At 66.9% G+C, this 24220-nt stretch carries 25 protein-coding genes; 16 read left to right on the plus strand and 9 right to left on the minus strand.

From position 1 onward, the window contains the following. Position 1: 1 nt before the first annotated feature. The 5 genes from M1L61_RS15005 to M1L61_RS15025 form a co-directional block, all read right to left on the minus strand. Positions 2–1606, minus strand: a complete 1605-nt coding sequence (locus tag M1L61_RS15005; protein ID WP_010486724.1) for a glucoamylase family protein — start codon at positions 1604–1606, stop codon at positions 2–4. Between the two features lie 248 nt (positions 1607–1854). Further along, the gene (locus tag M1L61_RS15010; protein WP_043401509.1) at positions 1855–4911 is read right to left on the minus strand and encodes a TonB-dependent receptor; all 3057 of its coding nucleotides are present in this window, start codon (positions 4909–4911) and stop codon (positions 1855–1857) included. A 76-nt stretch (positions 4912–4987) separates the two neighbouring features. After that, positions 4988–6025 (minus strand): LacI family DNA-binding transcriptional regulator, encoded by a 1038-nt coding sequence (locus M1L61_RS15015; protein ID WP_019336632.1) that lies wholly within the window; start codon positions 6023–6025, stop codon positions 4988–4990. 149 nt (positions 6026–6174) lie between these two features. Continuing rightward, positions 6175–6426, minus strand: coding sequence for a BolA family protein (locus M1L61_RS15020; RefSeq protein ID WP_010486717.1), 252 nt, complete (start codon positions 6424–6426; stop codon positions 6175–6177). A gap of 20 nt (positions 6427–6446) precedes the next feature. Further along, complete coding sequence (locus tag M1L61_RS15025) at positions 6447–6746, minus strand: YciI family protein (RefSeq protein WP_029550673.1); 300 nt, start codon at positions 6744–6746, stop codon at positions 6447–6449. A 375-nt stretch (positions 6747–7121) separates the two neighbouring features. On the opposite strand from M1L61_RS15025, the gene M1L61_RS15030 reads away from it, so the two are divergent. The 3 genes from M1L61_RS15030 to M1L61_RS15040 are packed head-to-tail and all read left to right on the plus strand — an operon-like array spanning position 7122 to position 10543. Next, positions 7122–8027 carry a ScpA family protein gene (locus M1L61_RS15030; RefSeq protein WP_010486714.1) on the plus strand — a complete coding sequence of 302 codons (906 nt, stop codon included), beginning with the start codon at positions 7122–7124 and terminating at the stop codon, positions 8025–8027. Between the two features lie 13 nt (positions 8028–8040). Then, positions 8041–8916, plus strand: a complete 876-nt coding sequence (gene scpB / locus M1L61_RS15035; RefSeq protein ID WP_019336635.1) for an SMC-Scp complex subunit ScpB — start codon at positions 8041–8043, stop codon at positions 8914–8916. Continuing rightward, complete coding sequence (locus tag M1L61_RS15040; protein ID WP_071306023.1) at positions 8909–10543, plus strand: pseudouridine synthase; 1635 nt, start codon at positions 8909–8911, stop codon at positions 10541–10543. The genes scpB and M1L61_RS15040 overlap by 8 nt, the downstream gene beginning before the upstream one ends. Before the next feature lie 116 nt (positions 10544–10659). Here M1L61_RS15040 and M1L61_RS15045 read toward each other — a convergent pair whose 3' ends face one another. Beyond that, positions 10660–11448 carry a helix-turn-helix transcriptional regulator gene (locus tag M1L61_RS15045; protein WP_248853726.1) on the minus strand — a complete coding sequence of 263 codons (789 nt, stop codon included), beginning with the start codon at positions 11446–11448 and terminating at the stop codon, positions 10660–10662. A 90-nt stretch (positions 11449–11538) separates the two neighbouring features. Between M1L61_RS15045 and M1L61_RS15050 the strand changes: the two genes are divergently transcribed. Both M1L61_RS15050 and M1L61_RS15055 read left to right on the plus strand, forming a co-directional pair. Continuing rightward, complete coding sequence (locus M1L61_RS15050) at positions 11539–12666, plus strand: MFS transporter (RefSeq protein ID WP_248853727.1); 1128 nt, start codon at positions 11539–11541, stop codon at positions 12664–12666. A 95-nt stretch (positions 12667–12761) separates the two neighbouring features. Then, a complete protein-coding gene (locus M1L61_RS15055; RefSeq protein ID WP_043401502.1) occupies positions 12762–13055 on the plus strand; it encodes a hypothetical protein in 294 nt (97 codons plus the stop codon). Here the strand turns inward: M1L61_RS15055 and M1L61_RS15060 are convergent. The 3 genes from M1L61_RS15060 to M1L61_RS15070 form a co-directional block, all read right to left on the minus strand. Continuing rightward, a complete protein-coding gene (locus tag M1L61_RS15060) occupies positions 13042–13476 on the minus strand; it encodes a hypothetical protein (RefSeq protein ID WP_010486698.1) in 435 nt (144 codons plus the stop codon). The genes M1L61_RS15055 and M1L61_RS15060 overlap by 14 nt on opposite strands. Positions 13477–13579: 103 nt before the next feature. Continuing rightward, on the minus strand, positions 13580–14386 hold the full coding sequence (locus M1L61_RS15065) for an amidohydrolase (protein ID WP_010486696.1): 807 nt from the start codon (positions 14384–14386) through the stop codon (positions 13580–13582). Positions 14387–14400: 14 nt separating this feature from the next. Then, entirely contained in the window at positions 14401–15549 is a 1149-nt protein-coding gene (locus M1L61_RS15070; RefSeq protein WP_010486694.1) for a pyridoxal phosphate-dependent aminotransferase, read from the minus strand. A 196-nt stretch (positions 15550–15745) separates the two neighbouring features. Here M1L61_RS15070 and ccmA point away from each other — a divergent pair, with 196 nt between their 5' ends. From ccmA to M1L61_RS15125, 11 genes are all read left to right on the plus strand, one after another. After that, on the plus strand, positions 15746–16375 hold the full coding sequence (gene ccmA / locus M1L61_RS15075; RefSeq protein ID WP_019336398.1) for a heme ABC exporter ATP-binding protein CcmA: 630 nt from the start codon (positions 15746–15748) through the stop codon (positions 16373–16375). Continuing rightward, a complete protein-coding gene (gene ccmB, locus M1L61_RS15080) occupies positions 16372–17067 on the plus strand; it encodes a heme exporter protein CcmB (RefSeq protein WP_006456616.1) in 696 nt (231 codons plus the stop codon). The genes ccmA and ccmB overlap by 4 nt, the downstream gene beginning before the upstream one ends. A 43-nt stretch (positions 17068–17110) precedes the next feature. Beyond that, positions 17111–17881, plus strand: a complete 771-nt coding sequence (ccmC, locus tag M1L61_RS15085; RefSeq protein WP_010486688.1) for a heme ABC transporter permease CcmC — start codon at positions 17111–17113, stop codon at positions 17879–17881. Beyond that, complete coding sequence (locus tag M1L61_RS15090; protein ID WP_010486686.1) at positions 17878–18066, plus strand: heme exporter protein CcmD; 189 nt, start codon at positions 17878–17880, stop codon at positions 18064–18066. Before ccmC ends, M1L61_RS15090 begins: the two co-directional genes overlap by 4 nt. After that, complete coding sequence (ccmE, locus tag M1L61_RS15095; RefSeq protein WP_100446247.1) at positions 18063–18524, plus strand: cytochrome c maturation protein CcmE; 462 nt, start codon at positions 18063–18065, stop codon at positions 18522–18524. The genes M1L61_RS15090 and ccmE overlap by 4 nt, the downstream gene beginning before the upstream one ends. After that, positions 18525–20444: a heme lyase CcmF/NrfE family subunit gene (locus M1L61_RS15100; protein WP_248853728.1), complete on the plus strand. Its 1920-nt coding sequence runs from the start codon at positions 18525–18527 to the stop codon at positions 20442–20444. An 8-nt stretch (positions 20445–20452) separates the two neighbouring features. After that, entirely contained in the window at positions 20453–21070 is a 618-nt protein-coding gene (locus M1L61_RS15105) for a DsbE family thiol:disulfide interchange protein (protein ID WP_005410345.1), read from the plus strand. Positions 21071–21074: 4 nt separating this feature from the next. Beyond that, positions 21075–21524: a cytochrome c-type biogenesis protein gene (locus tag M1L61_RS15110; protein WP_010486679.1), complete on the plus strand. Its 450-nt coding sequence runs from the start codon at positions 21075–21077 to the stop codon at positions 21522–21524. Further along, a complete protein-coding gene (locus tag M1L61_RS15115; protein WP_248853729.1) occupies positions 21518–22507 on the plus strand; it encodes a cytochrome C biogenesis protein in 990 nt (329 codons plus the stop codon). Before M1L61_RS15110 ends, M1L61_RS15115 begins: the two co-directional genes overlap by 7 nt. A 180-nt stretch (positions 22508–22687) precedes the next feature. Continuing rightward, positions 22688–23800, plus strand: coding sequence for a homoserine O-acetyltransferase (locus M1L61_RS15120; RefSeq protein WP_049408994.1), 1113 nt, complete (start codon positions 22688–22690; stop codon positions 23798–23800). Then, positions 23801–24145, plus strand: coding sequence for a DUF1294 domain-containing protein (locus M1L61_RS15125; protein WP_010486674.1), 345 nt, complete (start codon positions 23801–23803; stop codon positions 24143–24145). The last annotated feature ends 75 nt before the right edge of the window (positions 24146–24220 follow it).

Here is a 24220-nt window from a genome sequence, read left to right on the forward strand (position 1 = left end):
GTTACTTGCCCTGGCCTGTGGTGCGGTTGGCATTGTTCTTCTGTTCCTGCGCGGCAGCCGCGCGTGATTCGGCGATACCCACCGCGCGTGCCGCCGCGGCCTTTTCGTCTTTCTGCAGTTCCAGCGGCTGGAACGAACCTTCCGGTGCCAGCCAGCCACCACTGAACCCGGCCCGTTCCAGGCCCTTGCGGATGTACGGGTTCTTCTTCATGACTTCCCAGACGAAGTCATCGCGGTAGTTGGCGATCATGGTCAGGATCGGGCCCTGATCGATGGCGATGTAATCGCTGGCGACCCAGCCGCGATCCGGCACCAGGCGGCCGGTCTTGATCGGGATGTCGTAGTTGAAGCTGGGGTTGAATGAATCCAGGAAGCCGTAGCTGGAGTAGATGTAATCGCCAAAGCGCTTGTGCATCTCCAGCGTGGCCGGAATCACCTGCTCCGGCGCGAACACCACCGACGCGATCGCAGCGGTGGGAGCGATGGTGCCGTCATCGAAGTTCTCGCGCAGGCCGGCGCCGCGCGAGGAGTAATGGCGGAACTGGCGCTGCTCGCCGCGATAGTCCTGGGTGGTGTTCTGTGGTCCATCACTGGCGGTCAGGCCCCACACATTCTCGCCATACTCCTTCCACTGCATCGGGTTGGCGATGGCGTACTCGCGCTGGGCCAGTGCGGCCGAGCGGCTGTTGAGGAAGTAGGTGCTGCCGCGCTCGCGCATGTACGCATCCTGGATATCGCGGAAGTCGATCCAGACGTGGCTGTACTGGTGGCCGAACAGCGGGCCGAAGGACAGGTATTCCTGGCCCTGGTAGACGCCCCAGTCGTTGTCATAGGTACGCGTCCACACCGTCCACGCATCCGGGCTGACCGGGTGCGTCGGCGAGCCCAGGGCAAGGATGTAGACCATCATCGCCTCGTTGTAGCCCATCCAGTCGTGGTCGATGAAGCCGCTCTCGGGGAACCAGCCCATCGAGATCAGCGGTGCACGCTGCTGCAGCCACGGCCAGTCGACCTTCTTGTACAACGTGTCGGCGATCTGGCGGATCTCCTTCTCACGCGGATCGTCGCCGTCGTAGTACGACTGCGCGAACAGCACGCCCATCATCAGCAGCGCGGTATCCACCGAGGACAGCTCAACCCAGCTGTCGTAGCGACGCCCTTCCTGCATGTCCAGGAAGTGGTAGTAGAAGCCCTTGTAGCCGGCCTTGCCGGTGCGCTGCGGGCCCATCGGCACGTCGCGGAAGAACTTCAGCGTGGTCAGGGTGCGGTCGATCGCCTGGTTGCGGCTGACCCAGCCGTTCTCGATGCCGATCGGGTACGCGGTCAGTGCGAAGCCGACCGAGGCGATGCTGGCGAACGGCCGCGACGGATAGCGATCCGGGGTCAGGCCATTGATCTCGTTGGTGGTATCCCAGAAGAACTGGAAGGTACGACGCTCGATGTCATCGAACAACGGCGGCAGCACCGGCTTCATCGGCCGCGGCGGTGCGTCGGCCTCGATCAGGATCACCGGCGGCCGCGGCTTGGCAGGCTCCTGCTGGGCCGGCTGGCAGGCGGCCACGGCCAGGCTCAACGCTGCGGCGGACAACAGATGGCGTGCCTGCATGGCGCGATTTCTCCGGTGGTCTGATCGATGGGAAAGCATACCGTCCAATGATCTGAAATCGTTTACAAGATGCGTTCTGAAAAAACCACGAAAAACGTGGTTTGACACCGCGATCATTGCCCATGCCGCTGCCCCCTGGCCGGCAGCGGCATGGGCAATGGACCGGCGCGGGGCCGGCCATTGCCGTTTTCAAGCAGCCGATGCCGCCGGCGGAACGGCGGCATCGGGTCGTGCATCTACATCCGGGCTTAGAAGCGGAAGCCCACTTCGGCCTTGATCTGGCGCGGCGTACCGACGATGTCGCCGGTCTCGTTGTAGCTCGCGGTCAACTTGCCATTCTTGTAGTAGTTGTAGTTCGAGAAATTGTCGAAGTTGAACACGTTGATGATGTCGATACGCGCATACAGCTCGGTATCGCCCGGCATCTTGAACGTCTTCGTCGCCTGCAGGTCGACCGAGCGATAACCGAAGATCTTGCCACCCAGCAGGAACTTGCCGTTGCCACCCGGAACCGCCGCCATCGGGGTCGGCAGGTCGAAGCCATTGGCCTGCGGCACGCCGTACCAGTCGTTGATCGCGGTCGGGGTGGCCAGGGTGATCTTGCCACCGAAGGTGATGCCCCAGAAGCCCGCATACGAACCGGTCACCACCAGGCGGTGACGCGGCGCGCCGTTGGAGCGGATGGTCGGATAATCACCGATCACGCCACGGTCGAACGCGTAGTGCTCGTTGATGTCACGGTTGTGGCGGGCGGTGGTCCAGGTATAGGCGATGGAGGTGCCCCAGCCGCTTTCTTGGGTGAACGGCTTCTGCGCCGACAACAGGATCTGGGTAGCACGGGTCTTGATGCCCTGCTGGCCGATGATCAGGCTGCCGAAGCCCGGCACGTTGCAGCTCCACGCCTGGCCCAGACCGGCTTCGGTGCCACCGCACAGACGCGGATCGTCGAAGAAGTTGCCGGTCGGGTAGCGATTACCCAGGGTGAAGGCGAAGCCGTCATAGGTGAGCGTGCGCGAGATGGTGGCGTCGGTCAGCCAGTCGCCGATCTGATTGCTCATGCCCAGGCTGAACTGGTCAGCGTAGGGGACCTTCAGATTGTTGTTCAGCAGGTCGACTTCCAGGCCGGCATTGCTGGTCGAACCGACCAGGCTCTGGAGGTTGCCGATACCGTTGAGCAGATTCGGGTTCCAGTCATAGCACGCGGCGTTGCCCTGGAAGCACTGACCGGTTGCCGGATTGCGGAAGTAGATCGTCGGCTGCGGCAGGGCCAGCTTGGTGGTTTCCAGCTGCAGGTAGTCGAACAGGTCGCGGTCGTAGGAACGACCGGCACCGCCGTGGATCACGTGCTGCTCGTCGGCATTGATGTCATACGAGAAACCCAGACGCGGCTGCCAGGCATTCTTGAATGCCTTGCGGTTGTGGCCGTTGCTGATGTAATCGTTGATGTTCAGGCCGCTCAGCGCCAGCGTGTCGGCGTAGCTCTGGCCAGCGGCGGCACGCGGATCCTGCGCGAACAGCGCATTGACCACTTCCGGCGGGGTCACGAAGTCCAGATAGGACGGGTTCTTCTCGTAGTCCCAGCGCAGGCCGAGGTTCAGCTGCAGATGGTCGTTGACCTGCCAGTCATCCTGGATGAACAGACCGATCTGCTTCACCTTCGAGCGCACTTCGCCAGACACGCCGGACACGCCGGTGACCGGCTTCACGAACTGTGCCTTGTACGGGATGCTGTCCGGGAAGGTCGGGTTGTCGATGGTGTAGTAGAACTGCGGATTGATCTGCGCCGCATCGGAGGCGTACAGGTCGATCTGCTTGTACTTGGCACCCATCTTGATGGTGTGGTCGCCCGCCCACTCGATGCCATCCAGGGTCAGGTTGTCTTCGATCGACCAGCCCTTCTGGCCCTTCACCTGCGACGACATTGCCGAGGAACCACCGATCGAGACGATGGCGCGCTCCTCGCTCTTGCCGTCCGGCGCGGTGTAGTTGAAACCGTTGCCCATGCTCAGCGGCTTGGGATTGTTGAACGAGTCCTCGTGGGTAACCATCAGCTCGTTGTAGTAACGCTCACCGCTGTGGTTCCAGCGCAGCGCGTAACGACGGTCAGTGTTCTTGGTTTCCTTGCCGTGCATCGGCGCGGTCTGGTCCGAGAACTGCTGCTGGGTTTCATCACGGTCCTGGAAGGTCAGTTCCAGGCGATCGTTGTCGGTCGGCTCGAAGTCGACCTTGGCGAAGATCAGGTCCTGCTGGAACGGCTGGCTGGCCGGGCCCAGGCCGGCCTGGGCATCAGCCGGGACGCGGTTGGCCTTGTTGGTCACCGCACCATGCGGTGCGATGGTCACCGGCAGATCGAAGCGCTTGGCTTCATAGGTCACGAAGAAGTGGGCCTTGTCCTTGACGATCGGGCCGCCCAGGGCGAAGCCGTATTCCTTCTCGGCCGAATCCTCCTTGCCCTTGCCCGGCTGACGCTCGGCCGGGGTCATCGCGCGCATGCTGTCGTTGGTATAACGGTAGAAGGTTTCACCCTTGAACTCGTTGGTACCCGACTTGGTCGCGGCCGTGACCGCTGCACTGGACACCTGGCCGTACTCGGCCTTGTAGTTGCCGGTGATGACCTTGTACTCGCCGATGGCCAGCTGCGGGAACGGGTTACCGGCACTGCCGGACTGACCGGCCACGCCGCCGCCCTTGACGTAGCTCTTCTGGCCCACACCGTCGATGTAGACGTTGGTGCCGTCGGAGTTGGTGGCACCGCCGCGCAGCGAGGTGTTGCCCTTGGCATCGCGGGTGAAGATCATGCCCGGCACCGCGTCGGCGAACTCCAGGAAGTTGCGCGAGACCTGCGGGGTGGTCTGGATCTGCTGCAGGCTGACGGTCTTGCCGACTTCGGACGTGCGCACTTCCTGCAGCAGGGTCGGCGCGACGACGTTGACAGTGTCCAGGTTGGTGGCTGCGGTCGTACCCGGGGTACTGCTGGCCGCGCCGGCGAAGTTCAGGGTGGCGGTCGAGGCCACGGTGACGGTGACCTTCTGGGTCTGGCCATTGGCGACCACGTCGTAGGTGCCTGGGTCCAGGCCCATCAGCGAGTAGCTGCCGTCGGCGCGGACGGTGCCGCGACGGACGGTGCCGGTGGCGACGTTGGTGGCGGTCACTTCGGCGCCGGCCTGGGCGCCGGATACCTGGCCGCGCAAGCTGGCATTGGCCGACTGCGCCATGACGTTCGGAGCGGCGGCCAGCATCAGGCAGCTGACCAGTGCGGTGCTCAGCAGCCGGCGTGCCGGCGTGCGGAAGGTGGTGTGCATCATCAACTCAATCTCCGGGTGGCGGTAACCGCTTGCGCGGTCCCTGCGATCAATCAAAAAAGAAGGAACGCCTCTGGCTTCAACGGCCCGATGGCGGAGTGGTGGAATCGCGAACTATCAAGCGGGGAACCAGGGTCTGCTTGTCCCCTGTCCCGTCCGTGGAGGTGCCGTCCATCAACTGCAGCAGGCGCGTCATGGCCCGGTCGCCGAGCTCGGCGATGCTGACCTGCATGGTGGTCAGCGACGGGTGGACGAAACGCGCCAGTGGAATATCATCGAAACCCGCCAGGGCCACATCGGCCGGGACACGGACCCCTGCCTGCGTGAACGCATACAGGCAGCCCAGCGCCATCATGTCGTTGGCGGCGAACACGGCATCAGGCAGCGCTCCGGCTGCCAGCAACTCCTGACCGGCGCGATGGCCGGAAGCTTCGTCGAAATCACCGGGCAGCTCGATGCCTTCGGCGCCACCGCCAAAAGCCGCCAGCGCGTCACGGAAGCCGCGCAGGCGCTCGCGCGCGTCGAAGTTGAGATCCGGGCCAGAAATGAAAGCGATGCGACGGTGGCCAGCGTCAAGCAGATGACGGGTCATCGCCATCGCACCGGCATGGTCGTCGATGCTCAGCACCGGGTGGTCCTGCCCGGGCAGATAGGTGTTGATCAACACCGTCGGCAACGACTGCGGCAGGTTGTCGGTCAGGAAGCCCGGGCTCTCGGCATAGGGCGAGAGCACCAGCAGGCCGTCGACGCGGCCGCGCATGGCGCGCAGGGCCGCACCCTGCTGCTCCTGGTCACCGTGGTAGCTGGACACCAGCAGGTGCTGGCGGCGGCTACGGGCGACATTGTCGATGCCACGCATCAGCTCGGAGAAGAATTCGCCGTACAGGTCAGGCAGCACCACGCCCACCGTATTGGTGCGGCGGCTGCTCAGGCTGCGGGCGGCGGCGTGCGGGGTGTAACGCAGCCGTGCGGCGACCTCCAGCACAAGCTGGCGGACCGGTTCGGCGACATTTTCATGCCCGTTGAGCGCGCGGGAAACCGTGGCCACGGAGACCCGGGCTTCGCGTGCGACGTCTTTGATTGTGATAGCTGCCTTGTTCACGAAGCCGCCCTCCACGGCTTGGACCTACCAGCATTGGCGCGGAATGTAAGCGTTTCCATCTGGGCTTGTAAACAGTCCGTTAGGCGAATGTCCCGAAATGGACATGGAAATCTGTCTGCAGCGAGCCCCCGCGGGGACCCGCCAGGACAGCGTGGGACAAGGGCTCAGCCCTGTTCTGACGGGGTCTGCGCGCGGATGGACAACGCGTGGATGTCGGTCTCCATCATCGCCCCCAGCGCGGCGTACACCGCGCGATGCCGGGCCAGCGGGCCCAGTCCGGCAAAGCGTTCACTCACCACATGCACGTTGAAATGTCCGCGGCCATCGCGCGCACCGGCATGGCCTGCGTGGCGATGACTGTCGTCTTCGATCTCGAGCACGCTCGGCGCCAGGGCATGCTGCAGCGCATCACGCATTCGCGAGATCCGTTCCGCGTTCACGGCAACACCTTGCGAAACGGTCGCACCTGCACGCGGGTGTAGACGCCGGCGGCCACGTACGGGTCGGCGTCGGCCCAGGCCTGGGCCTGCAGCAGCGACTCGAACTGCGCGATCACCACCGAGCCGCTGTAACCGGCCGGGCCCGGGTCTTCACTGTCCACCGCCGGGCACGGGCCGGCCAGCAGCAGGCGTCCCTCGTCGCGCAGCGCGTGCAACCGCGCCAGGTGTTCCGGCCGCGCCTGCAGCCGCTGCGCCAGCACATCCTGGCCGTCATACCCTTCGATCACATACCACACCGGCATTTCCTCGCTTGCGTTGTCGGGTCCGCAGATTCTAGCCAATGCGACCCCTGCCCCGGCCCGGCTGGACACTGGCGCAACAAAGGCTTACCCTAGACTCCATTGCACGTGGCTGGATGCAGCAGCCCGTCGGTTTTTGCGGCCAACGCAGCCCCCGACGACCGTCCCGCTGCTTCAAACCGGTCCACCTGGCCGGGCCACGTAGACGACCTCCCCGTAGTTCCGTCGCCGCCGTTTCGTGCGGCACGTCCTGCTGTTTGATATGTGTGGAATCGCGCCGATCCCGGCGTGTCTGGTGCCCTGGGGCTCCGTGGCGTTGGCCCGGCGAACCCGGTGCCGCGACTGGTCCGTTGCAATCCTGATGTCCATTAGATGACTTCCGAACTCGCGCTCGACGCGAACCCGCCAACCCGGCCGCCCGCCCCACAGCAGCAGGAAATGCCGCTGGCCGTGGTGCATGGGCAACCGGTCCTGCAGATTCCGCAGGACCTGTACATTCCGCCGGACGCGCTGGAAGTCATCCTGGATGCCTTCGAAGGCCCGCTGGACCTGCTGCTGTACCTGATCCGCCGCCAGAACCTGGATGTCCTGGACATTCCGGTAGCCGAGATCACCCGGCAGTACGTGGAATACATCACCGTGATGCGCGAGCTGCGCTTCGAGCTGGCCGCCGAGTACCTGGTGATGGCAGCGATCCTGGCCGAGGTGAAGTCGCGCATGCTGCTGCCGCGCCCGGTCAGCGAGGAAGGCGATGAAGCCGACCCGCGCGCCGAACTGGTGCGCCGGCTGCAGGAGTACGAACGTTTCAAGCAGGCCGCCGAGGACATCGATGCCCTGCCCCGCCAGGACCGCGACACTACGGTGGCGCACGCCTTCATGCCCGAACGCGCCACGGTGAAGCTGCCGCCGCCGGTGGACCTGAAGGAGATGCTGCTGGCCCTGCACGACGTGCTCAAGCGCGCCGAGCTGTTCAGCGGTCACGCCATCAAGCGTGAGGCACTGAGCGTGCGGCAACGCATGGGCGAAGTGCTGGGACGCCTGGAAGATGGCAAGTTCTATCGTTTTGAAGGGCTGTTCACGGCCGAAGAAGGCAAGCTGGGCGTGCTGGTCACGTTCCTGGCGGTGCTGGAACTGGCCAAGGAACAGCTGCTGGACATCGTCCAGGAAGAACCACTGGCGCCGATCTACGTGAAATCGCTGGCCGCCGGCAACACCAATGCCCCGCTGCAGTTCAGCAGCGAGTTCGACGACAACGACGCCGCCAATGCAGACGAGTGAGCGCTGACTGCCGATGGATCAACTGCTGATCAACCGCATTGTCGAGGGTGCCTTGCTGGCCTCCAGTCAGCCGCTCACCCTGGCCCAGCTGAAGGACCTGTTCCCGGAAGAGGAACCGGCACCGCCGGGCAGCATCGAACGCGCGCTGGAACGCCTGCGCGAAGCCTGCGAAGGCCGCGGCGTGGAACTGGTCGAGGTCGCCTCCGGCTTCCGCTACCAGGTGACCGGCGAAGTGCATGGCTGGATCAGCCGGCTGTGGACCGAACGCAAGACCCGTTACACCCGCGCCACCCTGGAAACCCTGGCGCTGATCGCCTACCGGCAACCGATCACCCGCGGCGAGATCGAGCAGGTACGCGGCGTGGCGGTCAGCAGCAACATCATCCAGGCGCTGGAAGAACGCGAGTGGATCCGCGTGGTCGGCCACCGCGATGTGCCCGGCAAGCCTGCGCTGTTCGGCACCACCAAGGGCTTTCTGGATTATTTCGGCCTGAAGCGATTGGATGAGCTGCCGCCTCTGTCGGAACTGAAGGACCTGGGCGAGCTGGAACCCCAGCTGTCCCTGGACCGCGATGCGCCCGCAGCAGCAAGCGCCGACGGTCCTGACATCTCGGCCGGCGACGAAGGCGCTGCCGCGAACGATGATGCCGGCCTGGCCGGCAGTGACACCCCCGATTCCGCCGACGCAGCTCCTGCGGCGGCTATCGATGAGCAAGCACCTTCGCCCCTCGATGATGGGCACCCCGATTCCGCGCCGGGCGAGCGCGCGGTGCCAGTGAACGAACGCGAAGACAACGCCGTCGCGATGACGACCGTGGCTGTTGACCAAGCCGATTCCGAACCAGAGGCCGACCTCGAAACCGTCGGCCGGAGCAAAACTGATGAGTGACACCCCCCGTAACAAGCTCTCGCTGAAGCGCGAAGCCACCTCCGAACAGTTCAAGCTGGAAGAGCGCCTGCACAAGGTGCTGGCCCAGGCCGGCCTCGGCTCGCGCCGCGCGCTGGAACAGCGCATCGCCGAAGGCCTGGTCAAGGTCAACGGTGAAGTCGCGCAGACCGGCATGTCGGTCAAGAGTGGCGACAAGATCGAACTGGATGGCCGTGGCTTCGTCGCCACCGCCCTGGCCGAGCCGTCGCGCGTGCTGGTCTACAACAAGCCGGAAGGCGAAGTGACCACGCGCGATGATCCGGAAGGCCGCCCGACCGTATTCGAATCGCTGCCGCCGCTGAAGGGCGCGCGCTGGATCGCGATCGGCCGCCTGGACATCAACACCACCGGCCTGCTGCTGGCCACCACCGACGGTGAACTGGCCAACGCCATGATGCACCCGTCTTTCGAGGTCGAGCGCGAATACGTGGTCCGCGTGCGTGCGCCGGAAGGCGAGGAAAAGGTCTCCGACGCCATCGTCGACCGCCTCACCCGTGGCGTGGCACTGGAAGACGGCCCGGCCAAGTTCGACGAGATCGAACGCATCGGCGGCACCGACTCGCACGACTGGTTCCGCGTCGTGGTGAAGGAAGGCCGCAACCGCGAAGTGCGCCGCCTGTGGGAGTCGCAGGGCTGCCAGGTCAGCCGCCTGAAGCGCACCCGCTACGGCAAGGTGAGCCTGCCGCGCGAACTGGCCCGCGGCCATTCGGTGGAACTGGGCACCACGCAGGTTGAAGCCCTGCGCGCGCAGCTGAAGCTGGAAGAAGGCGCGCCGTCGGCACTGACGCTGCAGCCGGTGATCGGCCAGCGCCGCGCCGCCAAGACCACCGTGCGCGTGCGCGAAGGTGGCCGCGGCAACGCCTACGTCAACGGCCACAACACCGCCGACGAGGGCCGCGAGCTGCGTCGTTTCGATAACGTCCGCGAAGACCGCGGCCGTGGTCGCGGCGGCAAGGGCGGCGGCTTCAAGGGTGGCCTGACGGTCAGCGGTGAAGCGGCAGCCAAGCAGTCGCAGAAGCCGTTCAAGCAGCGCGCCCAGAAGAACGATCGTTCGCTGCCGGAAGGCAACCCGGCCGCGTTCCGCACCTGGTACGTGCCGGATGGCGTGAGCACCGGCCCGAGCGGCCATCGCAATGCCGGCCCGGGCGCGCGTGGCCCCGGTGCCCGTGGTCCGGGTGCAGGCGGCCAGGGCCGTCCGTATGGCAAGCCGAAGGGTCCGGGCGCAGGCGCCGGTGGCGGCCAGGGCCGTGGCGGTTTCGGCGGTGAAGGCCGTGGCGGCGCAGGCGGCCAGGGTCGTCCGGCCGGTGCGGGCAACCGCTCGCAGGGCCAGGGCAACAAGCACCCGTACGGCCATCCGGGCAATGCCCCGAGCTTCCCGTCCGACCACGCCACGCCGGGCTTCAACCCGTATGGCAGCCCGAAGCCGGCACAGGGCGCCCGTCCGGGCGGTCGCGGTCCGGGCGGCGGCAACCGCGGTCCGGGCGGTAATCGCGGCCCGGGTGGTCCGGGTAGCAACCGTGGCCCGGGTGGCCCCGGCGGCAATCGCGGTCCGGGCGGCCCGCGCCGCAGCGGCCCGCGCGGCGGCTGATCACCGGCACGCCTGAAATGAAAAACCCCGGCGCAGGCCGGGGTTTTTCGTTGAAAAGGGGACGGAGGGGATTAAGTCGTTCTTGCCACGGCCTGTGTCGAAGAGGCGAAAGCGACTTAATCCCTTCCGTCCCCTTTTGCGTGGCGCTGGAACGCGGCGGGCGTGGTGCCGGTCATGCTGCGGAAGAAGGCGATGAACGGGCTCTCGGCGGAGAAGCCGGTGTCCTGCGCCACATGCGCCACGCGTTGGCCCAGCAGCAGCAACTCCATGGCCCGCATCAGTCGCCATTGCTGGCGCCAGGCTTGGTAGCTCATGCCGGTATCACGCTGCATCAACCGGCCGACAGTACGCGCGCTCAGGCCCGTGCGCGCGGCCAGCTCCCCCAGTTCGGGCGGCAGCTGCTCGGCCAGCGGCAGGCAACGTGCGATCCGCGGATCACGCGGTAAAGGCAGGTCCATCGGCGCCACCGGTGCAGCGGCGATTTCCAGCACGCACAACGCCAGTTGATGGTGCGCGCGCGGCGACTGCCAGTCATGGTCGAACGGCGCCTGCGCGATCGGCTCCAGCAAGGCCTGCAGCAGCGGACCGACGCCGATGATCGCCGGCTGCCGGGGCAGCTGGGCCGACAGGGTGGCGTCGAAGTACAACGAACGGTAGTCGACTGCCTGGCGCATCTGCGCACGATGGCGCAGCCCACCCGGAATCCACGCCGCGCGCGCGGGCGGCAGCAGGCTGACGCGATCACCGTAGGTCAGGCGCGTACAGCCCTGCCGGGTGTACAGCAGCTGCGCGCGTGCATGTTGGTGCCAACCCGAGTCGTGATCCGCCAGTGAGGCCGCGATCCCCAACACCGGAGCGCCCCAGGCATCGGCGTCGAAGTGCGCATCCGGCTGCAACCAGGCCATGTCTGATTTCATATATCTGATGACAGGATAGACAGAGTGCGCCATTGCGGGCGCGACCACAATGCGCGGCCCTGTTCCTGGAGCGCCCGCATGTCGCGCCGCCTGTTGTTGCTCACCATTGCACTGCTGATGTTTCCGCAGTTGGCACAGACCCTGTACAGCCCGGCCCTGGCCGATCTGGCCGAACGCTTCGCCCTGCCGCCGAGTGCCGCCAGCCAGGCCATGAGCCTGTACCTGTTCGGCTTCGCTGCAGGCGTGCTGCTGTGGGGGCGCCTGGCCGATCGTATCGGTCGTCGCCCCGCCCTTCTCTGTGGCCTCGGCGTCTTCGGAGTAGCTGCACTGGGTGGGCTGATGGCTGGCAGCTTCGGCCAGGTGCTGCTGGCCCAGGCGTTGGCCGCAGTCGGCGCCGCCGCCGCTTCGGTGGTGACCCAGACCGTGCTGCGCGACCATCTGCAGGGTCCAGCGTTGGCGCAGGCATTCTCTTGGATCGGCATGGCCCTGGCCCTGAGCCCGGCCATCGGCCTTGCACTGGGCACGCTGCTGGTCGCCGCCCATGGCTATGCCGGCGTACAGTCCGGCCTGCTGCTGGTTGCTGCCTTGCTGGCAGTCGCATGCCTGGCTGGCCTGCGCGAAAGCCGTCCTGCACATATCCCGCACACGCCCATGCTGCCGCTGCTGCGGGAACTGCTGCGCGATCGCTGGATCTGGTCACACGCGTTGCTGGTGATGGCCTTCAACGTGGCGATGTACAGCTGGTATGTGCTCGGCCCCTTCGTGTTTGCGCGCCTGCACTGGCCAGCCACCTGGTTCGGCGCCAGCGGCGCGGTGCTGGCACTGGGCTCGGCACTGGGCGCGTGGGGCAATGGCCGCCTGCTGCGTGCAGGCGTTGCCACAACCACGCGCATCCGCATCGCCGCAGGACTGGTTCTGACGGGAGGCCTGCTGGCCGCGCTGCTGCATGATCACCCTGCCCTGGTCGCGGCGATGGTGCCGGTGGTGACGGGCTTCGGCCTTGCCATTCCCAATGTGCTCGGCCAGGCCTTGCGCGGCTATCCACACTGTCTCGGCAGCGCAGGCGCGCTGTTCGGCCTGCTCTACTACCTGCTGATCGGTGCGGCAATGGCGCTGGTCGGTGCAGTGCAGCTGCTGGCACCGACCCTCATCGTGTGCGGCCTGCTGGCCTTGTGGCTGCAGCGGCAGCGTCCCGCTGCAGCCTAGGAATTGCTGCAAAAGCAGCGCACTGTGCGCGCCTTCCGGGAACGGCTTTGATTCCCTGGCTATCGTGCGCGCTCTCACACACAAGGCAGATGCCCATGATCACCATCACCGCCGAACAGGCCCGCGCCAACGTCGATGCCGCCAAGCGCCCGATCGAACTGTTCTACCGCGATCTCGACAACGCCATCCAGATCGGCTCGGAAAATGGCCGCCGCTACGTCGTGTTCGGCTTCAGCCAGGTGATGGCCAGCGAGCAGCTCGTCGAAGACGTGGTCGCACAGTTGCTGAAGAATGGTTTCGGTGTTGAACGGTTGTTGAGCGATTCCGAACAGCACTACATCCGCATCAACTGGGGAACTGCCGCGCCGTCGCGCCTCAGCGCCGGCTGAGGGTGAACGCGGTGCCGTCCACGCCCAGGTCCCAGCCCTTGCCGGTACCGGACAGGGCCAGCGAGATGTCGCCCTTGGTCATCACCTGCGCGTTGCTGGACTTCACCGCACCGGCATGCGCGCCGACCGAGGCGTAAGTGCCCAGCAGCTCGTTGACGCTGACCGCGCCGGTGAAGCTGCCACGCCCGTTGGTGATCTTCGACTTGCCGACGGTCAGGCCGCCCCCCTTCATCTGGATGCGCACCGGCAGGCTGGCGCCGTTGCTGCAGGTGACCGTGCCATTACCGGATGCGGTCTTGTAGATCAACGACCAGCCGGACAGGTTGTAGCGCAGCTCGCAATCGAGGTTGCCGGCAGCGTGCGCGGCGGGGGCCAACGCTGCGGCGGACAGCGCCAGTAGCAGGGCGAAGGGCTTGTTCATGGCGGGACTTCCAGTTCGGTCGGACTGGCGGCGAATCTAACAGCGCGCGCGTGCACGTTGAATGCAGGCGCGCGCGCTGGTGCGGCGGCGTTCAGGCCGTCGCTCAGGCCTGCTCGTCCAGATGGAAGGCATCGGCATCAAGCATGGCCGGGAAGCGCGCGCGGTGTGCTGCCAGCGCCTCGGCCGAGACGGTGGTGGTGACCACCTGTTCGCGTTCGCGAATCTCCACCTGCGGCTGACCGAGGAAATCCAGCACCGCGCTGTCGCCGGCGTAATGCAGCTGGTTGCCATCGACGCCCACGCGATTCACTGCCGCCACGAAGCACAGGTTCTCGATCGCACGTGCACGCAGCAGTGTCTTCCACGCATAGGCGCGTGCCGACGGCCAGTTGGCAACGAAGATCTGCAGGTCGAAATCCAGCTGCTGCGGACGCTCCACGTTGTAGCGGTTGCGGCAGAACACCGGGAAACGCAGGTCGTAGCAGACCTGCGGATTGATCCGCCAGCCCTTCCATTCCACGCTCAGGCGGTCGCGACCGGCAGCATAGCGCTCGTGCTCGCCGCCGTAACGGAACAGGTGGCGCTTGTCGTAGTACTCCAGGTTGCCATCGGGCGTGGCGAACAGCAGGCGGTTGTAGACGCCTTCGCCATCACGCAACTGCACGCTGCCGATCACCGCCGCGTTCAAGGCCCTGGCCTGCTCGCGCACCCAGGCCACGGTCGGGCCGTCCATGCCTTCGGCCTGGGCGATGGCGTCGTTGGAGAAGCCACTGGTGAAGGTCTCCGGCAGGATCACCAAGTCGGTGGTGCCGGCCAGCGGTGCCAGCAGTGCGCCGTAGTACTCACGGTTGCCCGCCGGATCATGCCAGCGGGTGTCGCCCTGGACGAGGGAAATGCGCAGGTCCTGCATGGTCACTGCTCCGCTCAAAGAAGGCGCAGGCGTTCGATCGCCGCGTCCATGGTCGCTTCATTCTTGGCGAAGCACAGGCGCACCAGGCGCTGACCGGCCGGCGGATTCTCGTAGAACGGCGACAGCGGGATGGCGGTCACGCCCTTCTCGATGGTCAGCCACTTCACGAACTCGTGGTCCGGCAGGTCGCTGATGGCCGAGTAATCGACCAGCTGGAAGTAGCCGCCCGGGACCGGCAGCGCCTTCAGGCGGGTGCTGGACAGCTGCTCGCGGAAACGGTCGCGCTTGGCCTGGTAGAACGCGCCCAGCTCGAGGTGGTGTTCGGGCTCATCGCGGATCATCGCGGCGAAGCCATACTGCGCCGGACCGAAGCTGGTGAAGGTGTTGTACTGGTGCACCTTGCGGAACTCGGCGGTCAGCGCCGGCGGGGCGATCGCATAGCCGATCTTCCAGCCGGTGCAGTGGTAGGTCTTGCCGAAACTGGAGATGACGAACGCGCGCTCGCGCAGTTCCGGGTAGCGCAGCGCCGATTCATGGCGGCGGCCGTCATAGATGATGTGCTCATACACCTCATCGGAGATCAGGTAGATCTGCGTGCCGCGCAGCAGCTCGGCCAGCGCCTGCATGTCCTGCGCCGACAGCATCGCGCCGGACGGGTTGTGCGGGGTGTTGACGATCAGCATGCGTGTGCGCGGGGTGATCGCCGCACGCACGCGGTCCCAGTCGACGGCGAAGGTCTGCGGATCCAGCGACACATGCACGGCCTTGGCACCGGCCAGATCGATCGCCGGTTCATAGCAGTCATAGGCCGGGTCGAGCACGATCACTTCTTCGCCGGCACGCACCACGGCGTGGATGGCGTTGAAGATGGCCTCGGTACCGCCACTGGTGACGGTGATCTCGCTGTCCGCATCGACCTGTGCGCCGTAGCAGTCCAGCGCCTTCTGTGCGATGGCCTGGCGCAGCGGCGCCACGCCGGTCATCGGCGGGTACTGGTTCAGCCCGGCGGCCATCGCCTTGGCCGTCTCATCGATCAGGCGCTGCGGCGCGGAAAAGTCCGGGAAACCCTGGCCCAGGTTGACCGCGCCGTGTTCGGCGGCGAGCTGGGACATCACGGTGAAGATCGTGGTACCGACCTTGGGCAGCTTGGTGTTGGGTTGCATCGGCCTGGAATCTGGGGGAACGAGGCCCAGAAGTGTACGAAATCCACGCTGCGACTGTGGGTTCAGCCGGTAGCGCCGGGCCATGCCCGGCGGCTCTTTGCATATGCCTTGCGGCCGCCGGGCATCGCCCGGCGCTACCGGGACAGCATTCACCGCTACAATTGCCGCCGCACTCCGGCATGAAGACCCCTGCCCCTTGAACACCCCTGCATTGCTGGCCGCCAGCGGCCTGAGCTTCTCCCGCAATGACGAGCCGGTGTTCGGCCCGCTGGACTTCCATGTGGACGCCGGCGAAGCCCTGCTGGTGCAGGGCGGCAACGGCGCCGGCAAGACCACGCTGTTGCGCGTGCTGGCCGGCCTGGCCCGGCCCGGTGCCGGGCAGGTGCAGATCGATGGCCGACCGGCCGGCAATGCCGAGCGCGCGCGCTATGTCGCCTACCTCAGCCACCTGCCCGCATTGAAGCCCGATCTGGACACGCTGGAGAACCTGCACTTCCTGTGTGGCCTGCACGGCCGCCGTGCGCGGCAGATGCCCGGCAACGCGCTGGCCATCGTCGGCCTGGCCGGTTATGAGGACACCCTTGTTCGGCATCTGTCCGCCGGGCAGAAGCGGCGGCTGGCTCTGGCACGCATCTGGCTGTCGCCGGCGCCGCTGTGGCTGCTCGACGAACCCTATGCCAACCTCGACCTGGAGGGCATCACCCTGGTCAACCGGATGATTTCCGCGCACCTGCGCGCCGGTGGCGCGGCACTGGTCACCACCCATGGCGCCTATGCCGCACCGCCGGTGCGTACCCGCCAGCTCGACCTCGGCGGTGCCGCATGATCGCGCCAGGCACCGAACCGGGCCTGTGGCAGACCGCGGGCGCCCTGCTCAAGCGCGACCTGCGCCTGCTCTGGCGCCGCCGCGGCGATGCGCTGCAGCCGCTGCTGTTCGCGGTGCTGGTGGTGGTGCTGTTCGCGCTGGCGCAGGGTCGCGAGCCGCAACTGCTGGCCGCCACCGCAGGCGCAGTGCTGTGGCTTGCGGTGCTGCTGGCCGGGCAGCTGTCGCTGGATTCACTGTTCCGCTCCGATGCCGAAGACGGCTCGCTGGAACAATGGCTGCTGGCGCCGGTGCCGCTGGCCTGGCTGGTGCTGGTGCGCGTGCTGCTGCACTGGGCCACCACCGCCCTGCCGTTGATCGTGGTCAGTCCGCTGCTGGCCGAAATGCTGCATCTGCCGCATGACCAGCTGCCGATGTTGCTGGCATCGTTGCTGCTGGGAACGCCGTTGCTGAGCCTGATTGGTGGCGTGGTCGCTGCACTGACCGTCGGCATCCGACGCTCTGGTATTCTCGTGGCATTGCTGTCGCTGCCGCTGTACGTGCCGGTACTGGTGTTCGGCGCAGGCAGTCTGGCGGCAGCCGGACGCGGACAGGATCCGGTCGGTGCGCTGCTGATGCTTGGCGCCGGCCTGCTGGTCGCGCTGGTGCTGGCGCCGTTGGCCACCGCCGCTGCAATACGTATTTCTCTGAGTTGACCGAGCTGAGAGCCAATCCACCCCTGCTGGATAGCCGCCACGCATGAATCCGATTGTCCGCTGGTTCCACCAACTCGGTTCGCCCCCCACGTTCGACCGATTCGCTGCCCGCTGGTCGCGGGTGTTCTACCTCGCGGCGGTGCCGGTGCTGCTGGTCGGCATGTGGCAGGCGCTGCTGGTGGTGCCGCCGGAAGCCAAGCAGCTGGACAGCTTCCGCATCCTCTACATCCACGTGCCCAGTGCCTGGATGAGCCTGTTCGTGTTCGCGCTGATGGCGCTGTATGCCGCCATCGCCCTGATCTGGCGGATCAAGGTCTGCGAGATCCTGGCCATGGCCTGTGCGCCGATGGGCGCCGGCTTCACCCTGATCACCCTGCTGACCGGCAGCATCTGGGGCAAGGGTACCTGGGGTACCTGGTGGGACTGGGACCCGCGCATGACCAGTGAACTGGTGCTGCTGTTCCTGTACCTGGGCGTGATCGGCCTGTACCACGCCATCGAGGACCGCCGCAGCGCCGCGCGCGCGGCCGGCCTGCTGGCCATCGTCGGTGTCAGCCTGCTGCCGGTGATCCGCTATTCGGTGGACTGGTGGGGCGGCCTGCATCAGCGCCAGTCGATCAACGTGTTCGGTGAATCGGCAATCAGCAGCGCGATGATCGCGCCACTGTGGTGGATGGTCATCGGCACCAAGTTCTGGTTCGCCGGTTCGGTGCTGGCCAAGGCCCGCGCCGACAATCTCGACCGCGAGGCCGGCAAGGCCTGGGTCGGTGGCCGGGTCGATGCCGCACGCGCGGCCGGGGAGGCCCAGCCATGACCCACCTGCCCTATGTGATCGGCGCGTACGCCGTGTTCGTGCTGGTGCTCGGCGCCGATGCCATCGGTTCGTGGCTGCGCCTGCGCATGGCACGCCGGTTGGCGCTGGCACGCCAGCAGCGGCAGCAGACCCGCGCCGTCAAACAGGAAGCTGCGGCGCCGCTGTCGACGGAGCTGGAACGATGACGCCGGTACAACGCCGCCGCCTGGCCTGGGTACTGCTGGCCCTGCTCGCCTCCGGGCTGGCCACCGCACTGGTGGCGATGGCGCTGGAACGCAACATCGCCTACCTCTACACTCCCTCGGAAGTGCTGCGCGGGGATGTCGATGCACAGTCGCGGTTCCGCTTGGGCGGCATGGTGGTGAAGGGCTCCTTCAACCGCCCGGTCGGTTCGCTGGAAGCACGTTTCGAAGTAACCGACGGCGATGCCCAGCTGGCGGTGACCACGTCGCGGATTCTTCCGGACATGTTTGCCGAAGGCACCGCGGTGGTCGCCAGTGGCCGCCTGCAGGATGGTGTCTTCGTTGCCGACGAAGTGCTGGCCAAGCACGATGAAAAGTACGTGCCGAAGGAAGTGGCCGACAAGATGGGCGATGCCCATCGCAAGCATGACGTGCCGGTGACGGCACCCGAGGTGCGCTGAGTGCTGCCCGAACTGGGTCAGATCCTGCTGTTGTGCGCGTTGCTGGCCTCGCTGCTGCAGGCCGGCCTGCCGCTGGTCGGCGCGCATCGCAGCAATACGGCATGGATGGCGGTGGCACGGCCGGCCGCCTTCGCACAGCTGCTGCTGCTCGCCGGCGCGTTCGCGGTGCTGACCGCCGCGTTCGTGCAGCAGGATTTCTCGGTGCGCTACGTGGCCGAGAACTCCAATTCGCTGCTGCCGATGATCTACCGCTACTCGGCGGTGTGGGGGGCCCACGAGGGCTCGCTGCTGATGTGGGCGCTGGTGCTGGCGCTGTGGACCGGCGCGGTGGCGCTGTTCTCGCGGCACCTGCCGGCACACGTGCAGGCGCGCGTACTGGCGGTGATGGGCGTGGTCAGCGTCGGCTTCCTCGCCTTTCTGATCTTCACCTCCAATCCGTTCCTGCGCCTGAACCCGGCGCCGCTGGAAGGCCGCGACCTCAACCCGCTGCTGCAGGACCCAGGGCTGATCATTCATCCGCCGATGCTGTACATCGGATACGTGGGCTTTGCCGTTCCGTTCGCATTCGCGGTGGCGGCCCTGCTGGAGGGGCGCATCGATGCGCGCTGGCTGCGCTGGACGCGGCCGTGGACCAACGTCGCCTGGGGCTTCCTGACCCTGGGCATCGCGCTGGGCAGCTGGTGGGCCTACTACGAGCTGGGCTGGGGCGGCTGGTGGTTCTGGGACCCGGTGGAGAATGCCAGCTTCATGCCCTGGCTGGTCGGTGCGGCATTGATCCATTCGCAGGCCGTCACTGAAAAGCGCGGCACGTTCGGCAGCTGGACCCTGCTGCTGGCGATCGCCGCCTTTGCGCTGTCGCTGCTGGGCACGTTCCTGGTGCGCTCGGGCGTGCTGACCAGCGTGCATTCGTTTGCCGCCGATCCGTCGCGCGGCCTGTTCATCCTGGTATTCCTGTCGGTGCTGATCGGCGGCAGCCTGCTGCTGTACGCGCTGCGCGCCAGCCAGCTCAGCGTGGACGCCGACGACCCACGCCGTGGCTTCACCGCCACCTCGCGCGACACCCTGCTGCTGGCCAACAACCTGCTGCTGGCCACCGCCTGCGCGATGGTCCTGCTCGGCACGCTGTATCCGCTGCTGGCAGATGCACTGTCGCTGGGCAAGATCTCGGTCGGCCCGCCCTACTTCGGCAGCCTGTTCCTGCTGCTGATGGCGCCGATGATCCTGCTGCTGCCGTTCGGCCCGCTGGTGAAGTGGCAGCGCGACCAACCTTCGCGTGCATTCGCCCTGCTGGCGCCCTGGCTGGGGCTGGCGGTGCTGCTGGGCGCGCTGGCCTGGTGGCAGGCGCCGCAGAACGGCTGGAAGGCCGGTCTCGGTGTCGCCGCCGCGGCCTGGGTCGGATTCGGTACCGCACGCTTCGTCTGGCAGCGCCTGCGTGGCAATGGCCGCTTCACCACCGAAATGCTCGGCATGATCGTCGCCCACACCGGCATTGCCGTGTTCCTGGCTGGCGCGTTGCTGGTAGAGGCACTGAACGTGCAACGCGAAGTGGCGCTGGCACCGGGCCAGCAGCTGGTGGTCGGTCGCCACGAGGTGCGCTTCGAGGGCGTGGACCATCGCGAAGGCCCCAACTTCATCGCCGACCGCGGCCACCTGCGCGTGTTCCGCGACGGCCGCGAGCTGGCCCTGCTGCATCCGGAGAAGCGCCAGTACGCCAGCGGCGGCCAGGTGATGACCGAGGCCGGCATCGATGCACGCTTCGACGGCGACGTCTACGTGGCATTGGGCGAGCCGCTGGGCAACAATGCATGGGCGGTCCGGGTGCACATCAAGCCGTTCGTGCGCTGGATCTGGCTGGGCGCGCTGTTGATGGCCCTGGGCGGATTCATCACCGCCGCCGACCGCCGTTTCCGTCGTCCGTAGGAGTTTCCATGTCCGAGTCCCCCGCCCCGCGCCCCTCCCGCCCGCTGCCGCCGGTAGCCATCGTGATCGGCGTGCTGTTCTTCTTCGGCCTGCTCGGGCTGATGATCTACGGGGTGATGAAATCGGGTGATCCGCAGCGCGACGTGCTGCCCTCGGCGCTGATCGACAAGCCGGCGCCGGCGTTCGCCCTGCCGGTGCTGCACGACCCGGAGATGATCGTGCACAGCGACGAACTGCGCGGCGCGCCTTACCTGTTGAACGTATGGGGCAGCTGGTGCGCGGCCTGCCGCGAGGAACACCCGGTGCTGACCCGTTTCGCCGAGAGCAAGCGCGTGCGCGTGATCGGCTACAACTGGAAGGACGAGCCGACCGATGCCCTGCACTGGCTGGAGCAGCTGGGCAACCCGTTCATGGTCGTGCTCAGTGATGTTGAAGGCCGCACCGCCATCGACTGGGGCGTGACCGCTGCACCGGAGACCTTCCTTGTCGACGGCAGCGGCATCGTGCGCTGGAAGTACAGCGGTGCGATGACCCAGCGCGTAGTCGACGAGAAGCTGATCCCGGCGCTGGAAAAGATCGAGAAGGCCCAGGGCAATGCCGGCAGCACGCTGCACACGGCGCCCTGAGCCCATGCGCTGGCTGCTGGCGTTGCTGCTTCCGATGCTGCCGCTGGCCGCAGTGGCACAGCAGCCGCTGCACGATCCGCAGCCGCTGCAGTTCCGCGATGGCGCCGAAGAACGCCGCTTCCATGACCTGGCCGCGCAGCTGCGCTGCGTGCAGTGCCAGAACCAGTCGCTGGCCGATTCCAACGCGCAGATCGCGCAGGATCTGCGCCGCGAGGTGCTGCAGCTGATGCAGCAGGGCCACGACGATGCACAGATCAAGCAGTTCCTGGTCGCCCGCTACGGTGAGTTCGTGCTCTATCAACCACCGTTGCAGCCGGGCACCTGGCTGCTGTGGGGCGGTCCCCTGCTGATGCTCGGCGCCGGCGCACTGGTGGTGCTGGGCATTGTCCGCCGTCGTGGCCGTACGGTCGGCGCAGCACCGGCCGGCAAGGCCGATGAAGGAGACGGATGGTGAGCCATTGGCTGCCGGTGCTGGCCGGTCTGGTTGCTGCGCTGATGGCAGCGCTGGTGCTGTGGCCGCTGCGCCACCACGGTCGTCGCGGTTTCGCGGTCGGCGTGTTCGCACTGGGCGTGGCCGGTGCCTGCCTGTATCTGCTGGTCGGTGATCCGCGTGCAGCACAGGTCCAACCGACGCCGTCGGTAGCCACCCTGCGCGATGGCGTGCAGGCCCTGCAGGATGCACTGGAGCGTGACCCACAGCGGGCCGATGGCTGGGCGCTGCTGGGCCGGTCGCAGGCCGAACTGGGCAACGCCGCAGCCGCGGCGGACGCCTTCGCACGTGCCGCCGCTCTCGCCCCGGAAGACCCCGGCGTGCTGGTGGAAGCGGCGCAGGCACGTGCGCAGGCCGATGCCGGCAAGCAGTTCGATGACACCGCGATGGCCTGGTTGCAGCAGGCGCGTGCACAGGCACCCGATGCCGAGCGCGCCAGCTGGCTGCTGGGCATCGCCCTGCGCCAGCGCGGAAAGAATGCCGAGGCCGCGGATGTGTGGAGCGGCCTGCTGCCACGGCTTGAGCCCGGCGCCGCGCAGGCGCTGCAGGCGCAGATCTCCATCGCCCGCGAAGCCGCAGGCCTGGCACCCGATGCCGCCCCTGCAGCACCAGCGGCGCTGCTGCAGGTACGCGTGCAGCTGCCTGCGCTGGAGAATGCCGAGTGGCCGGCCAGCACCCGGGTATTCGTGCTGGCCCGCGCCGTGGGTGGACCGCCGATGCCGGTGGCCGCACGCAAGCTGCCGCTGGCCGGTTTCCCGGCCACGGTCGGGCTGGGCGACGCTGACAGCCCGATGCCGACCGCGCCGCTGTCGGCACATCGCGACGTGGAAGTGCTGGCACGCATCTCGCGTACTGGTAGCGCCAATCGCAGCGAGGGGGACCTGCAAAGCGACGTGGTGCGGGTGACGCTGCCGCATGACGGCGTGGTTGAGCTGCGGTTTCCCTGACTTGTAGAGCCGAGCCCACGCTCGGCTGCGATTGGGTTGCCGGCGCCCGCCATCCGAGCATCGGCTCGGCTCTACAGCAGATCCACGCCATGCGTGGATACGACGGTCCGGTCCGCGTCCAACCGCTGCTGGAAACCAGCGTGTCGCCAGCTCCACATGCGGCCCCGCTAGAATGGCTGCATGACCGAATTCATCCCGCCCGGCACCCGCTTCCACGCCCTGCCCTCGCCCTTCCCGTTCAAGCGCGGGGGCGCCCTGCACGGCGCGCGCGTGGCCTACGAAACCTGGGGAACACTGGCGGCCGACGCCAGCAATGCGATCCTGATCGTCACCGGCCTCTCGCCGGATGCGCATGCCGCGGCCAACGACGCCAATCCGGCACCGGGCTGGTGGGAAGGCATGGTCGGCCCCGGCAAGCCGATCGATACCGACCGCTGGTTCGTGGTCTGCGTGAACTCGCTGGGCAGCTGCAAGGGTTCGACCGGTCCGGCCTCGCTCAATCCGGCCACGGGCGAACCGTATCGCCTCGACTTCCCCGAGCTGTCGATCGAAGACGGCGCACGCGCCGCCATCGAGGTCGTGCGCGCCCTGGGCATCGAGCAGCTGGCCTGCGTGGTCGGCAATTCGATGGGCGGCATGACCGCACTGGCCGTGCTGATGCTGCAGCCGGGCATCGCGCGCAGCCACGTCAACATTTCCGGCAGTGCGCAGGCGCTGCCGTTCTCGATCGCGATCCGTTCGCTGCAGCGCGAGGCGATCCGTCTTGATCCGCGCTGGAATGGTGGCCACTACGACGATGCCGAATACCCCGAGTCCGGCATGCGCATGGCGCGCAAGCTGGGCGTGATCACTTACCGCTCCGCACTGGAATGGGATGGCCGCTTCGGCCGCGTGCGGCTGGATTCGGACCAGACCGACGACGATCCGTTCGGCCTGGAGTTCCAGGTGGAAAGCTATCTGGAAGGCCACGCACGGCGCTTCGTGCGTTTCTTCGATCCGAACTGCTACCTGTACCTGAGCCGCTCGATGGACTGGTTCGACCTGGCTGAATATGCCGACGGCGACGTGCTGGCCGGGCTGGCGAAGATCCGGGTGGAAAAGGCGCTGGCGATCGGCGCCAACACCGACATCCTGTTCCCGGTGCAGCAGCAGCAACAGGTCGCCGACGGCCTGCGCGCCGGCGGCGCCGATGCGCGCTTCATCGGCCTGGAATCGCCACAGGGCCATGACGCCTTCCTCGTCGATTTCGAGCGTTTCGGCCCGGCCGTGCGCGGCTTTCTCGACGCGCTGTAGGTGGCATGGCGGCGTCATCTCGCGCTGGCCGCGTTCGGCGCGTTGATCGCGCTGACGGTCAGCGGCGTGCTGCCGCTGTGGCTGGGTGGGTGGTGCCTGCTCGCCAGCGCGGTGTCGTTCGGCCTGTACGGCCACGACAAGCGCGCGGCGCAGAGAAAGCAGTGGCGTATTCCGGAGCGCACATTACAGCTGCTGGCCTTTGCCGGCGGTTGGCCCGGCGCGCTGCTGGGCCAGGCGATGTTCCGCCACAAGCACCGCAAAGCCTCGTTCCAGTGGGTGTTCTGGCTGTGCGTGCTGGCCAACGTGGCCTCGATCGCGGTGATGCTGCGCGAGTTTTCGCGATAGCCAACCTGTAGAGCCGAGCCCATGCTCGGCTCCGTACAGAGGCAGCCGAGCATGGGCGTGGCTCTACAGTAGATC

This window comes from Stenotrophomonas sp. NY11291 (genome assembly GCF_023277365.1).
Lineage (GTDB): Bacteria > Pseudomonadota > Gammaproteobacteria > Xanthomonadales > Xanthomonadaceae > Stenotrophomonas > Stenotrophomonas geniculata.